Origin of the sequence: Bradyrhizobium canariense (genome assembly GCF_018130465.1) — a bacterium.
Classification (GTDB): Bacteria; Pseudomonadota; Alphaproteobacteria; order Rhizobiales; family Xanthobacteraceae; genus Bradyrhizobium; species Bradyrhizobium canariense_C.
Map to the genome: position 1 here is coordinate 856,224 of NZ_JAFCKJ010000001.1, position 12,847 is coordinate 869,070.

Below are 12,847 nucleotides of genomic sequence, written 5' to 3' on the forward strand. Positions count from 1 at the left end.
CTACTCGCAGAAGTTGCTTTGGAGTGTAGGGGTATTTGATGACGTCTGGAGCTGAACCGCAAACGGTGCTCCTTCCGCGGGGAGCCGCTCTGTTTGACCGCATCGATTACCGCCTCATCGAAACACCAGAGGACCGAGACAACCTCTATTTGATGCGGTACCGGGCCTATCTGCATGCTGGACTGATCGCGCCGTCGGAGTCGCGGCGCGTGACCGATCGCTTCGACGATGCGCCCAACACCTGGAATTTCGGGGTCTATGTCGATGGAGAGCTCTGCAGCTCCGTTCGCATTCACGTCCTGACGTCGGACTGGCGGATGTCCTACACGACCGAAGTGTTCGGCGACGTCCTGCATCCCCGCCTCGACCGCGGCGAAGTTCTCGTCGATCCATGTCGGTTTGTTGCTGATCCCGAAAAGCACCAGCGTTTTCCGGAGTTGCCCTATCTGACGGTGCGGCTTGCTTTTGTGGCTTGCGATCATTTCAACGCCGACACCGGGCTGGCCATGATCCGGACCGACCATCAGGCGTTTTATCGTCGTATCTTCCTGCACGAGACCATTTCACCGGAGCCGCGTGGGTTTCCGGGCTGGCCCACCAAGAAGGCCGTGCTGATGGCGTCTGATTTCCGGAACCAGCGGGAAAAGGTTCTGACGCGCTTTCCGATCATGCGCTCCAGCGCTTTTGAGCGGCGCATGTTGTTTGAACGCAGCAGCCCGCGCCAAGCGGCCCCGCGGCCGGTGCTGCTGGCCACGCAGCGGACCCCGGACGCAGCGGCCTCGGCAGCCGGTTCTGCCCGCTAGGCCCCCACGCTAGGTCCCAGGGTCTCCACGTGACGAGCCCATAATTCCAGCAAAAGCCCGGGTTTTTGCCGGTCGGTGAGGCTTGCCTTCACCCTCGCGCCACATTTACAACCCATTAACCATGACGTTTGCTTTTCGCTGGTTGGGGGCATTTGATCGGCTGAGGCAAGGTTCCATCAAGGTTGACGGAACGTTCGCTTAACCAACCCCCTGTAGACCGGACAGCAGTGGACGAAACGTGAGCGTGGAGGCTCCGGAATGAAACATCCTATGCGTATCCTCCAGGGATTGAAGCTGGCCGCGGTGCTTGCCGTCGCGTTGTCGATGGGCGCCTGCGCCAACAAGAACTCTGCCACGGATGCGATGGCCAACGCGGCGACGCCAGGCAGCCAGCAGGACTTCGTGGTCAACGTCGGCGACCGCGTGTTCTTCGAAAGCGACCAGACCGATCTGACCCCGCAGGCGATCGTGACCCTGGAGAAGCAGGCGCAGTGGCTCCAGAGCTACCCGCGCTACAGCTTCACCGTCGAAGGTCATGCCGACGAACGCGGCACCCGCGAATACAACATCGCGCTCGGCGCCCGCCGCGCCCAGTCGGTGCGTTCGTTCCTCGCCTCGCGCGGCATCGATCCGAACCGCATGCGCACGATCTCCTACGGCAAGGAGCGGCCGGTGGCCGTCTGTAACGACATCTCCTGCTGGTCGCAGAACCGCCGCGCTGTCACCGTGCTGAACGCGAGCTCCTGACGATCAGTCAGGTGCCGTTCATCTTCAGAAACCGATTATGCCGGCGCCCTCCAGGGCGCCGGTTTCGTTTCAGCGAACTGTGACAGAAACCCGTTTGTTGCAGTCACAGTTTTGGCGTACTCCCCTTCAATGTGTGGCGCGTCGAGTGTTCGGTCGCAGGCCATTTCGCTTTCGTCGTCAGGGCAAGATGTCATCCAGATTTAAGGTCCTCACCGGCACCGTGGCGATCGCCGCGCTGCTCTCTTTGTGCTCGCCCGCCCTCGCACAGTCGGACGATGCCGATCCCGAGATGCGGATCGAGCGGCTGGAGAACCAGCTGCGCCAGCTCACCGGCCAGAACGAAGAGCTGCAATATCGCAACCGCCAGCTCGAAGATCGGCTGCGAGCGCTCGAGGGCGGCGCGCAAGGTGCGCCGGGCCAGGCGGCGGCCATGCCGCCCGCGCCGGCCTATCGCCAGCAGCCGTCGCAGCAGCCGAATTACGAGCAGCCGCAGATCGCCTCTCCCGCGCCGATCGTTCAGGAGCAGCCTGCGCCCGGCGCGCCGGGTACGCGCCGCCGCGGCGATGCCTTCGATCCGAACCAGAGCCCGAATGCGCCGGGTGCGCCGCGCGCGCTCGGGGGCGGTCAGCAGCCGATGTCGGCAGGCGCCCCTGCCGGCGCGCCCGGCGGCCGTGGCGCCGGCGAACCACTTGATCTCGCCAACAACGGCGCCCGCTATCCGCAAGCGGCCGCGCCCCAGGCCGCGCAGCCCGGCTATCCGCCGGGCCAATCCGGCTCTCCCACGCCATCGGGCGGCACGGCCCTTGCGACCCTGCCGCCCTCGGCAACGCCGCGCGACGAATTCGACCTCGGCATCGGCTACATGCAGCGCAAGGACTATGCGCTGGCCGAGCAGACCATGAAGAATTTCTCGCAGAAATATCCGAGCGACCCGCTGCTCGGCGACGCGCAATACTGGCTCGGCGAAAGCTATTTCCAGCGCCAGCAATATCGCGACTCCGCGGAAGCCTTCCTCGCCGTCACGACCAAATACGACAAATCCGCCAAGGCGCCGGATGCCCTGCTGCGGCTCGGCCAGTCGCTGGCCGCGCTGAAGGAGAAGGAGGCCGCCTGCGCCGCCTTCGGCGAGATCGGCCGCAAATATCCGCGCGCTTCGGGCGGCGTCAAAGCCGCCGTGGACCGCGAGCAGAAGCGGGTGAAGTGCTGACCCGCGGCGATTGATCCTGACAAGACGGATGGTGCTGCGCTAAACAGTCGGTCCATCCGCGGACGATTGCAGCGTCATGTCAGAGGACAACTCACCGATCTCGGCGCGTGAGGCCAAGCGCCTGTTCGCAGGCCTGAAAGGCGCGCCGGGACTGTTGCTCGCGGTCTCCGGCGGGCCCGACTCGGTCGCGCTGATGTGGCTTGCGGCGCGCTGGCACCGCAGCCTCGCGCGCGGCCCGCGTCTCACCGTCGTCACCATCGACCACGGCTTGCGGCCGGAGGCGGTGCGCGAGGCGCGCGAGGTCAAGCGTCTGGCGACCGCGCTTGGCTTGCCGCACCGGACCGTGCGCTGGCGCGAGGCAAAGCCGAAAACGGGACTGCCGGCCGCCGCGCGCGAAGCTCGCTACCGCCTGCTTGCGCAAGCTGCGCGTGCCGCCGGCGCGAGCCATGTGCTGACCGCCCACACCCGTGACGACCAGGCCGAGACCCTGTTGATGCGTCTTGTCCGCGGCAGCGGACTTGCCGGGCTGTCGGCGATGGCCCGTCTCACGGAGCGCGACGGCGTCGTCCTTGCGCGTCCGCTGCTCGATGTTCCGAAGTCGCAGCTGATCGCGACCTTGAGGCGGGCGAAGATCGGCTTTGCCGACGATCCCACCAACCACGACGCTGCCTTCACCCGGCCGCGGCTGCGTGCGCTGCTGCCGCAGCTCGCGGCAGAGGGCGGCGATGCCCGCAGCCTGGCTCGGCTCGCGGCAAGGCTGGCACGCGCCAATGCGGCCGTCGAGGTGCTGGTCGATGGCGCCGAGCGCTTCCTCCGTTTGCGGGATCGCGGCGATGCGCCGCAGGCTGGCGTTCGAAGCCTCGAGGCCTCCGCTTTTGCCGCCCTGCCGGAGGAGGTCCGGCTGCGGCTCCTGCTGCGGGCCATCAACGCGTTCGGGCATGAGGGGCCGGCGGAACTCGGCAAGGTCGAATCCCTCTTGGGTGCGCTCGATCAGGCCATAGCTACGGGGCGTATGGCTGCAGGGCGCGCGGCTGCAAATGGCCGGCCGGTGCTGAAGCAGACCCTTGCGGGAGCCTTGATCAGCCTTGCCGGGGGGCGTATCCACATCGCGCCGGCGCCGGCCCGGCGGCGCAAGGGGAGCTAAGCCGCGGACCATGACACCGGCCGTTTCGGCGGCGCGGCGTCAGGTCACCTTAACCAGGCGGGAAAAACCCCTGTCCGGCCGCCATTATTTCAGCGGGAATCGCTCTAAGATGGGATAAATAGTCCCACCTCGTTCCCTTGGCAGCGACCGGGGCGGCACCTAAATTGTATGCGTCTAACCGAGAGGATTCCTTGGGATTTCCTCGTACGGCCCAAAGTAACTGCCCGAGGATCAGGCCGCGATCCGCGCGACCACGAAGGAAGATCGATGAACGCCAATCTGCGCAATTTCGCCCTCTGGGTCATCATTGTCTTGCTGCTGTTGGCGTTGTTCACGCTCTTCCAGAATCCGGGGCAGCGCGCCTCCTCGCAGGACATCGCCTTCTCCCAGCTCTTGAGCGAGGTTGACCGCGGCAATGTGCGCGACGTCGTCATCCAGGGGCCGGACATTCACGGCACCTTCACCAACGGCTCGAGCTTCCAGACCTATGCGCCGAGCGATCCGACGCTTGTGAAGCGCCTCTATGACAGCAAGGTGCAGATCACCGCGAAGCCGCCGGGCGACAACGTGCCGTGGTTCGTCTCGCTGCTGGTCTCCTGGCTGCCCTTCATCGCGCTGATCGGCGTCTGGATCTTCCTGTCGCGGCAGATGCAGGGCGGCGCCGGCAAGGCGATGGGCTTCGGCAAGTCGCGCGCAAAAATGCTGACCGAGGCGCATGGCCGCGTCACCTTCGAGGACGTCGCCGGCGTCGATGAAGCCAAGCAGGACCTGCAGGAGATCGTCGAATTTCTGCGCGACCCCGGCAAATTCCAGCGCCTCGGCGGCCGCATTCCGCGCGGCGTGCTGCTGGTCGGCCCTCCCGGCACCGGCAAGACCCTGATCGCGCGTGCGGTCGCGGGCGAAGCCAACGTGCCGTTCTTCACCATTTCGGGTTCTGACTTCGTCGAGATGTTCGTCGGCGTCGGCGCCAGCCGCGTCCGCGACATGTTCGAACAGGCCAAGAAGAACGCGCCCTGCATCATCTTCATCGACGAAATCGACGCCGTCGGTCGTCACCGTGGTGCCGGCCTCGGCGGCGGCAATGACGAGCGCGAGCAGACGCTGAACCAGTTGCTGGTCGAGATGGACGGCTTCGAGGCCAACGAGGGCGTGATCCTGATCGCCGCGACCAACCGTCCTGACGTGCTCGATCCCGCGCTGCTGCGTCCCGGCCGCTTCGACCGCCAGGTCGTGGTGCCCAATCCCGACGTCGTCGGCCGCGAGCAGATCCTCAAGGTCCACGTCCGCAAGGTGCCGCTGGCGCCCGATATCAACCTCAAGACCATCGCGCGCGGCACCCCGGGCTTTTCCGGCGCCGACCTGATGAACCTCGTCAACGAAGCCGCGCTCACCGCCGCGCGCCGCAACAAGCGCATGGTGACCCAGGCCGAGTTCGAGGAAGCCAAGGACAAGGTGATGATGGGCGCCGAGCGCAAGTCGCTCGTCATGACCGAGGAAGAGAAGCTGCTGACGGCCTATCACGAGGGCGGCCACGCCATCGTCGGCCTCAACGTCGTCGCGACCGACCCGATCCACAAGGCGACCATCATTCCGCGCGGTCGTGCGCTGGGTATGGTCATGCAGCTGCCCGAGCGCGACAAGCTGTCGATGTCGCTGGAGCAGATGACCTCGCGCCTTGCCATCATGATGGGTGGCCGTGTCGCCGAAGAACTGATCTTCGGCCGCGAGAAGGTGACTTCGGGTGCGTCGTCCGATATCGAGCAGGCGACGCGTCTGGCGCGCATGATGGTGACACGCTGGGGCCTGTCCGAGGCGCTCGGCACCGTGTCCTATGGCGAGAACCAGGACGAGGTTTTCCTCGGCATGTCGGTGTCGCGCACCCAGAACGCATCGGAAGCCACGGTTCAGAAGATCGACACCGAGATCCGGCGTTTCGTCGAAGAGGGCTACAACGAAGCGACGCGTATTCTCACCGAGAAGCGCGCCGATCTCGAAGCTCTCGCCAAGGGCCTGCTCGAGTTCGAGACGCTCTCCGGCGACGAGATCATCGACCTGCTCAAGGGCAAGAAGCCGAACCGCGAATCCGTGCTCGAGCCGACCACGCCGCGCGCCTCCGCCGTGCCGCCGGCCGGCAAGTCGCGCCCGCGGCCCGATCCGGATCCCGGCCTGGAGCCGCAGCCGCAGGCGTAACGCCTTTCGCGCCATGGCCGGCTATTCCGGCAAACCGTTAGTGCAAAAGCTCGGCATCAAGCCGGGCTTTTGTATTTTTGTGGACGGTCTCTCAGTCGGTTATGGCGCCATCGTCGGCGACCTGCCCGACGGTGTGCGGATGATGCGCGTGGCCAAGGCGCCGCTCGACCTCGTGCATCTGTTCGCGACCGAGGCCAAAGGCCTCGGCGCCAGGCTGCGCAGCTACCGTAAGGCTATCGCGCCCGACGGAATGATCTGGGTGTCGTGGCCGAAGAAGGCTTCGGGTGTCGCAACGGACGTGACGGAAACCGTGGTGCGCGCGACCGCGCTCACCAATGGCCTCGTCGATATCAAGGTCTGCGCGGTCGACGATGTCTGGTCGGGCCTCAAGCTGGTGATTCCCGTGAAGGAGCGGGGCAAGCTCGCGAAATAACCGCAAGGCCGAACCCTCATAATTGCGGTTGGCGTCCGCCACGGCGCCATGTCATCCTCCCGTCCAGCCGGACAACGGCACGGTCGCGCCCTTTGAAGCGCGCGGCACGACAACAAAGGGAGGAGGGGAAGTCGATGCGCTTTGCGAGGGCATTGGGCGCGCTTGGCGCCGTTTCGTTCCTGACATTTTCGTTCCTGACCGCTCCATCCGCCGCCGCCGAAATGCGCGGCGTCACCGCGACCGAGATCAAAATCGGCCAGACCATGCCCTATAGCGGGCCGGTGTCGGCCTTCGGTGCGCTCGGCAAGGGCGAGGTCGGCTACTTCAAGATGCTGAACGAGAAGGGCGGCATCAACGGCCGCAAGGTCAATCTGATCTCGCTCGACGACAGCTATGCGCCGCCGAAATCGGTCGAGCAGACACGCAGGCTGGTGGAGAGCGACGAAGTCGCGCTGATCTTCTCCTCGATCGGCACCGCCCACAACACGGCGATCGCGAAATACCTCCAGTCCAAGAACGTGCCGCAGCTCTTCATCGGCTCCGGTGCCTCGAAATTCGCCGACGTCGCGCAATATCCGCAGGCGACGATGGGCGTGCAGGCGCCGTTCCGCTACGAGGCGCGGCTCTATGCGCGCTATGCGCTGGCGAAGAATCCGAACGCGAAGTTCGCCGTGATCTCGCAGAACGACGATTACGGCCGCGACTATCTCGCCGGGCTGAAGGACGTGCTCGGCGAAAAATACGATAGCATCGTCACCGGCGCGACCTACGAGATCCAGGACCCAACCATCGATTCCCAGATCGTGAAGCTCAAGGCGTCGGGCGCCGATGTATTCGTGATCGCGGCGACGCCGAAATTCGCGGCACAGGCGATCCGCAAATCCTTCGAGATCGGCTGGCGGCCGATGATTTTCCTGTCCAACGTCGCGGTGTGGGTTTCGACGGTGATGGAGCCCGCGGGGCTGGAAGCCGGCACCGGCATCCTCTCTACCGCCTACGTGAAGGACCCCGACGATCCCGCCTGGAAGGATGATTCCGGCGTGAAGGGCTGGCGCGAGTTCATGACCAAATACGTGCCGGAGGCCGACCAGCACGACACCAATTACGTCAACGCCTACAACAGCGCGATGGCGCTGGAGGCGGTGCTGAAAGCCTGCGGCGACGATCTGTCGACCGAGAACATCCTGAAGCAGGCCTTCGCGATCCGCGATCTCGAATTGCCGATGCTGCTGCCCGGCATCAAGGTCAACACCGGCACGACCGATCACGTCCCGGTCGACCAGATGCAGTTCATGCGCTTCAACGGCAGGAGCTGGGAGCGTTTTGGCGACTTGCAGACGGGGAATTGATGATGTGATGGGGTGAGTTTTAGAAGTAAGGTGGACACTCCGTGCCCCGTCATTGCGAGCGCAGCGAAGCAATCCAGAATCCCTCCGCGGCGACAGTCTGGATTGCTTCGCTGCGCTCGCAATGACGAGTTCGTTGTGGCTTTGCGCTTGCTCGTCGGCATCGCCTCCGCTGCTTGGGCAATCCGTCGCGTTCCCCAAACAAACGACTCTTTCTGGATTTAAACGACCATGTTGCCCTGATAACGAGTCTGGGATCATAACGAGCTTGTCCAGCACACCATGTCGATCCACCTCCTGTCGCACCGGCCGCACGATGCACCGGCCCTTGATGGAGATCGACCATGACTGGATTTAAGACTTTCGCTGCCGCGGCATTGTTGTCGGCCCTGACCGCAACCAACGCCTACGCGCAATCCGGCTTTGCGAGCAGCCATCCTGATGCGTACGAGGCCGAGAATCCCGATCGCAACCCCAATGGCACGCTGACGCCCGCCGGCCGGCTGGGCCTCGAATTGCCGGACGGCGGAGCGGCCGTGCAAGGCGTGAACAATGCGATGGCTCGCGTTTCGCGGTCTTGCTCCGAGCGCTATCGCTCCTTCGATCCGGCGACGGGCACCTATCTCGGCCGGAACGGCGTCCGTTATCTTTGCAGGTAATCAGACTCGCCTAGCGCTGCGACGGAGGTGCGTTCCCTCCCCCCTTGCGGGGGAGGGCCAGGGAGAGGGGTAGCCCAGGAGAAGGTGCCGGTTGTTGATGATGCACCGAGAGCTGCATCCTCACTTCGCCGCCGTCGCTCCGTCCGCATCGTCCCGCACGTGGATCACGGCGATTTTGTCCGCATAGAGCCGCTTCCAGCCCTTGATGTGGTCCAGCACCTGGGCGGCCGGCACGTCCGCAACCATGAGCGTGGCGTCGATCTTGTACTCGTCGAGTAGCCGCGTCAGATTGTCGAGCTTCTTGAGCTCCACGGCCTTGAAGACGTCCATGGCGAAGGTTTCGCCGTAGAGCTCGGCGCGGCCGTCGATGAAGACCGGGATGTCGCGCGAGATCAGATAGCCGCCGAACTGGTAGGCATTGAAGATGCGCTGAGCTTTCCGTTTCTCGAGCAGGTCGACGGCGGCAACCGGTGTCTGGTCCATCGTGAAGGTGAAGCGGTGATGCGACATGTAAAGTGAGGTCGAGGTCCAGCCGGCGGCCACGATCATCAGCGCGCCGGTTGCGGTGACGTAGCGGGCCGCCCAGCTCGCGCTGCCCTGCGTGCCGGGCCCCGGCAGCACAGACCGTTCGCCGAGCGGCTTGGCCAGCACCAGCGGCACCAGGAAGGCAAAGGCCTCGATGCTCCTGACATGGGTGAGCGCCATCCAGGTCAGCAGCAGGATCAGAAGAATGCGCGGCGGCGAGAGCGTCAGGCCGCGATACAGCCCGATCGCGATCAGGCCGAGCAGCGCGCCTTCGAATGCGTTGAAGGATGCGAAGCTCGCAGGCGACCATTCGGAGATGACCGTCAGCAGCTCGCCGAGATTGAGGATGTTGGCCGCGGCGAGCAATGTGCGCCAGCCATAGGGGGTGACGCAGCTCGCAGCGAGGGCCGCAACACCGAACAGGAACCAGCGCGACAGCAGCCTGACTTGCTTGCCGGACTCCATGCCCCAGAGCGCCACAAACGACATCGGGCCGATCAGCACCAGGCCCAGGACGAAGCCGCCATGCAGGTTCGACCACAGTGACATCAGCGGCAGCCAGTACCAGGACGGGGCGCCCTTGCGGTCGGCCGCGGCCATCAACACGCCGACCCACGCGATCATCACGGGCAGCGCCAGCATGTGCGGCCGCGCCAGGATGTGGTGCAGCGACAGCAAGAGCGCGAACATCGCGAACAGGACCGCGCGCGGAATTTCCAGATGGGCCTCGAGCATGTCGACCAGGATCGCCGCCGACAATGCGACCGCAAGCGCGGTGAGGATCACCGGGCCGGCCCAGTCCCATTGCGCATAGGAGAGGGCGAACAGCACCTGCGACAGCCATGAGGTCGAAACCCAGGGCGCCCCCGGCCGGGTGAAGGAATAGAAGTCCGTGTAGGGAAGCGCGTGGTGATCGAGGATCCATTGTCCGATCTTGATCTGCCAGAACGAGTCGGAGTCCTGAAGCAGCGTGTCGCCGACATACACGAAGAAGAGATAGGCGCCCGCACCGACGCACAGCGGCACCAGGGCTCGCGCACGACTCTGCACCACGATGCTGTTGGCAAAGGAAAGGGACATGCCGCCTCGTCGTCCTGTTGTTTTTGTCGGGTTGCCGAGCGGACGGCATTGGACCACGGTGGTCATAACTTCGGGTAAACCGGCATTGCCGGGCCGGTTGGTATCTCGATAATTTAACGGGTTGTTTTAGATTTCGGTTTACCATCGGCGAATACACGCAAACCGTTCTGTGTTTACGCAGTCGAATTAACTGCGGCGAAATTCTTTGCCACTACGTTCGGTTCCATGGTCAAGCGGCGCTGGGAGCCCAAAAAGACCAGATCAGTTGTAGCCTCGTGTACCTTTTTGGAGCTGTCATGAAGAACCTCGTTGCGCGTTTCCTGAACGACGAATCCGGCGCCACCGCTATCGAATACGGTCTGATCGCCGCCGGCATCGCGCTGGCGATCATCACCGTCGTCAATAACCTGGGTGTCACCTTGAACGGCAAGTTCACCTCGATCTCGACCGGCCTCAAGTAAGCCCGTACGAATTGCGAATTTAGAGAGCCCCGTCCTTGGCGGGGCTCTTTTCGTTTGACCGACGATTTCCGGATCTGGGAGGTCGTGAAGCTGCAGCAAGCCTGTAGGGCGGCAAAGCGTCTGCGGCAGCTCCAAGAGCGCAGGCGCAAGCGTTCCCACCGTCGAGAATATTGGACATTGAAAATTGCCGGCGGGCACGGCGCTACGCGCGCACCCTAGGGCAACTTGCCGCCCGTCATTCCGCGAGGCCGGGCTGCCAGAGCGGCGACCGAGCAGGCGCCGCAGACGTTCGCGACGTGCGGCCGTGCCATTCGAGATAGAATTTCGCTGCCGAGATCGACGCTGCGGCGACTGCGATGCCGCCGGCGACGTCGATGACGTAATGCGCGCCGATCACCGGTGTCGCCGCGATCATCAGCAGATTGAGCGCGGCCGCGATGCCGCCGAGGCCGCGCACCGGCCACAGCGCCCACATGTAGAGCACGGCGGATGCGGCGTGGAAGCTCGGAAACGAGACGATGCCGGAGAGGAAGTACAGCCGGAGCTCGTGCAGGCTGCCGTCGCGAAGTGCGAGGATGTCGCGCAATTGCCCGGCATAGACCGCGGTGTTGATTTCGGGAAAATGCGCGGCGGGCAGCTGCAGCGCCCAAAAGGTGCCGATCGCGGGCACGACGGCGGAGATCGCGATGGTGACAGCGAGCGCGATGCTCATCGCGAGCGTGAACAATTGCAGCCGCACATAGCGCGCTGTCAGTGCCAGCACGACAGGGATGCCGAGCAGCGGCAATTTGATCAGCCCGTATCCACGAGCCAGACAGTCCGCGAGCCAGGGATGGTCGTTGACGTATCGCGCGATCGGTTCGGGATCGAGGCCGAGCGCACGGTCGATCGCAAGCAGCGCCTGGTCCTGCAGCGGCCAGTTCAGCTTGCCCGCGACATAGCTGAGCGGTCCCACGATGACGCAGGTGATAATGATCTGCCCGATCGTGCCGAGCGAAAACAGCAGCTTCGGGTCGGCAAGCTCGCCTTTGACGATGCGGTGGCCGTAGGCCAGCGCGAGCAGGACCGCAGCGACCGCCAGCGTCACGCCACAGGCGACCGGCTCGAGGCTCAGGCCGGTGAAGGGGAGGCCGAGCGCCAGCAGGCTGCCCATGGCTGCGATGGGGAGCCAGTTCAGGTGGAAGAGCTGCCAGGCGGTCCGGGCGTCCGTGTCGACCATGCTGCACCGAGGTGGGATCGCAATACCGCAGCACAGTCGCGGATCAGATTTAAGATGGCGGTAACGATCGTGGTTACCCCTTCACCAAACCAGTTCGCGACGTTTTTAGCTGTTTGAGCCCGCGCTTTTTTTTGGCGTGACGCTTCATGCATTTGCACCTTGTCATCCACTCTGAATAGTTGTTCAGTCCTTGCGGGGCGATTTGCGACATCGGTGACGAAGCGTTCGGCCGCAGGGCGTGCGGCTGGCGTGTGGGACAGGAAGCGCGCCATGGTTTATCGGCGGACGCATCAAGTGGTGAAGCGCCTTGCGGCCCGGCGCAGTGCGATACTGGCGGCGGCGCGGGAGGCGGCGGCGGAAGGCGGGATGGCGGCGGTGCAGATTGCGCCGGTCGCGGTTCGCGCCAGCGTCGCTGCGGGTACGGTCTACCGTTACTTCCCCTCCAAGGCCGACTTGATTTCCGAATTGATCGCCGAAGTCTCCCGCGACGAGCTCACGGCGATCCGGCGAGCAGCCGATGCCGCGCCGGGGCCGTCCTCGGCGCTGGCGGCGGCCGTGACCACCGTGGCGGTCCATACCCTGTCGCAACGCAGGCTCGCTTGGGGCATCCTGGCCGAGCCGGTCGATGTCGATGTCAGCGCCTCGCGCCTCGCCAGCCGGCGCGAGATCGCGGGCGAGATGGCCTCGCGGATCGACGCCGCCGTGCGCGCCGGCCACCTGCCGGCGCAGGACACCGCGCTCGCCGCCACCGCGCTGCTCGGCGCGCTGCACGAGGCGCTGGTCGGACCGCTCGCGCCGGACAATCTCGAAGATCCCGCCAGGATGCGCGATGCCGTGCAGACCGTGACGCTGCTGGCGCTCCGCGCTGTCGGCGTCATGGACGCCCGCGCCAGGGGGCTCGTGGTGCAGCAGACGCTGCTGCCGGCGGCGAAAGCGCTGGTCGGGGCCTAAATCGTCCGCCTGATCGACCCGGGGATCTGAACGCGCCCAGGCCATTGCCCGAGTTCGCCTTTTCGAAAAACCTCAGCACATT

12 protein-coding genes are annotated in these 12,847 nt (G+C 64.7%); 10 read left to right on the plus strand and 2 right to left on the minus strand.

The genetic code is table 11. The features are described 5' to 3' along the window. Positions 1-38: 38 nt before the first annotated feature. The 8 genes from JQ591_RS03745 (at position 39) to JQ591_RS03780 (ending at position 8,529) form a co-directional block, all read left to right on the plus strand. The gene (locus JQ591_RS03745) at positions 39-803 is read left to right on the plus strand and encodes an N-acyl amino acid synthase FeeM domain-containing protein (RefSeq protein ID WP_211394684.1); all 765 of its coding nucleotides are present in this window, start codon (positions 39-41) and stop codon (positions 801-803) included. A gap of 258 nt (positions 804-1,061) precedes the next feature. After that, positions 1,062-1,550, plus strand: a complete 489-nt coding sequence (gene pal / locus JQ591_RS03750; RefSeq protein WP_026232595.1) for a peptidoglycan-associated lipoprotein Pal — start codon at positions 1,062-1,064, stop codon at positions 1,548-1,550. A gap of 187 nt (positions 1,551-1,737) precedes the next feature. Next, positions 1,738-2,757 (plus strand): tol-pal system protein YbgF, encoded by a 1,020-nt coding sequence (ybgF, locus tag JQ591_RS03755; RefSeq protein ID WP_211394685.1) that lies wholly within the window; start codon positions 1,738-1,740, stop codon positions 2,755-2,757. 76 nt (positions 2,758-2,833) lie between these two features. Next, on the plus strand, positions 2,834-3,901 hold the full coding sequence (tilS, locus tag JQ591_RS03760) for a tRNA lysidine(34) synthetase TilS (RefSeq protein ID WP_211394686.1): 1,068 nt from the start codon (positions 2,834-2,836) through the stop codon (positions 3,899-3,901). A 267-nt stretch (positions 3,902-4,168) separates the two neighbouring features. Beyond that, positions 4,169-6,091 (plus strand): ATP-dependent zinc metalloprotease FtsH, encoded by a 1,923-nt coding sequence (gene ftsH, locus JQ591_RS03765; protein WP_007596301.1) that lies wholly within the window; start codon positions 4,169-4,171, stop codon positions 6,089-6,091. Between the two features lie 13 nt (positions 6,092-6,104). Then, positions 6,105-6,524, plus strand: a complete 420-nt coding sequence (locus tag JQ591_RS03770; protein ID WP_211394687.1) for a DUF3052 family protein — start codon at positions 6,105-6,107, stop codon at positions 6,522-6,524. A 134-nt stretch (positions 6,525-6,658) separates the two neighbouring features. Beyond that, positions 6,659-7,873: an ABC transporter substrate-binding protein gene (locus tag JQ591_RS03775; protein ID WP_211394688.1), complete on the plus strand. Its 1,215-nt coding sequence runs from the start codon at positions 6,659-6,661 to the stop codon at positions 7,871-7,873. A 341-nt stretch (positions 7,874-8,214) separates the two neighbouring features. Continuing rightward, positions 8,215-8,529 (plus strand): BA14K family protein, encoded by a 315-nt coding sequence (locus JQ591_RS03780; RefSeq protein ID WP_211394689.1) that lies wholly within the window; start codon positions 8,215-8,217, stop codon positions 8,527-8,529. A 120-nt stretch (positions 8,530-8,649) separates the two neighbouring features. Here the strand turns inward: JQ591_RS03780 and JQ591_RS03785 are convergent, their stop codons facing one another. Then, a complete protein-coding gene (locus tag JQ591_RS03785; RefSeq protein WP_211394690.1) occupies positions 8,650-10,134 on the minus strand; it encodes a hypothetical protein in 1,485 nt (494 codons plus the stop codon). Positions 10,135-10,430: 296 nt separating this feature from the next. On the opposite strand from JQ591_RS03785, the gene JQ591_RS03790 reads away from it, so the two are divergent. Next, positions 10,431-10,595 carry a Flp family type IVb pilin gene (locus tag JQ591_RS03790; RefSeq protein ID WP_211394691.1) on the plus strand — a complete coding sequence of 55 codons (165 nt, stop codon included), beginning with the start codon at positions 10,431-10,433 and terminating at the stop codon, positions 10,593-10,595. A 235-nt stretch (positions 10,596-10,830) separates the two neighbouring features. Here JQ591_RS03790 and JQ591_RS03795 read toward each other — a convergent pair whose 3' ends face one another. Continuing rightward, positions 10,831-11,814 carry a phosphatase PAP2 family protein gene (locus JQ591_RS03795; RefSeq protein ID WP_211394692.1) on the minus strand — a complete coding sequence of 328 codons (984 nt, stop codon included), beginning with the start codon at positions 11,812-11,814 and terminating at the stop codon, positions 10,831-10,833. 270 nt (positions 11,815-12,084) lie between these two features. On the opposite strand from JQ591_RS03795, the gene JQ591_RS03800 reads away from it, so the two are divergent. Then, positions 12,085-12,765 carry a TetR family transcriptional regulator gene (locus tag JQ591_RS03800; protein WP_211394693.1) on the plus strand — a complete coding sequence of 227 codons (681 nt, stop codon included), beginning with the start codon at positions 12,085-12,087 and terminating at the stop codon, positions 12,763-12,765. Positions 12,766-12,847 lie beyond the last annotated feature (82 nt).

Bases quoted from the DNA above. Each gene is read 5' to 3' on its own strand.
- JQ591_RS03745 (WP_211394684.1), top strand. From the start codon at position 39: ATGACGTCTGGAGCTGAACCGCAAACGGTGCTCCTTCCGCGGGGAGCC.
- pal (WP_026232595.1), top strand. From the start codon at position 1,062: ATGAAACATCCTATGCGTATCCTCCAGGGATTGAAGCTGGCCGCGGTG.
- ybgF (WP_211394685.1), top strand. From the start codon at position 1,738: ATGTCATCCAGATTTAAGGTCCTCACCGGCACCGTGGCGATCGCCGCG.
- tilS (WP_211394686.1), top strand. From the start codon at position 2,834: ATGTCAGAGGACAACTCACCGATCTCGGCGCGTGAGGCCAAGCGCCTG.
- ftsH (WP_007596301.1), top strand. From the start codon at position 4,169: ATGAACGCCAATCTGCGCAATTTCGCCCTCTGGGTCATCATTGTCTTG.
- JQ591_RS03770 (WP_211394687.1), top strand. From the start codon at position 6,105: ATGGCCGGCTATTCCGGCAAACCGTTAGTGCAAAAGCTCGGCATCAAG.
- JQ591_RS03775 (WP_211394688.1), top strand. From the start codon at position 6,659: ATGCGCTTTGCGAGGGCATTGGGCGCGCTTGGCGCCGTTTCGTTCCTG.
- JQ591_RS03780 (WP_211394689.1), top strand. From the start codon at position 8,215: ATGACTGGATTTAAGACTTTCGCTGCCGCGGCATTGTTGTCGGCCCTG.
- JQ591_RS03785 (WP_211394690.1), bottom strand. From the start codon at position 10,134: ATGTCCCTTTCCTTTGCCAACAGCATCGTGGTGCAGAGTCGTGCGCGA.
- JQ591_RS03790 (WP_211394691.1), top strand. From the start codon at position 10,431: ATGAAGAACCTCGTTGCGCGTTTCCTGAACGACGAATCCGGCGCCACC.
- JQ591_RS03795 (WP_211394692.1), bottom strand. From the start codon at position 11,814: ATGGTCGACACGGACGCCCGGACCGCCTGGCAGCTCTTCCACCTGAAC.
- JQ591_RS03800 (WP_211394693.1), top strand. From the start codon at position 12,085: ATGGTTTATCGGCGGACGCATCAAGTGGTGAAGCGCCTTGCGGCCCGG.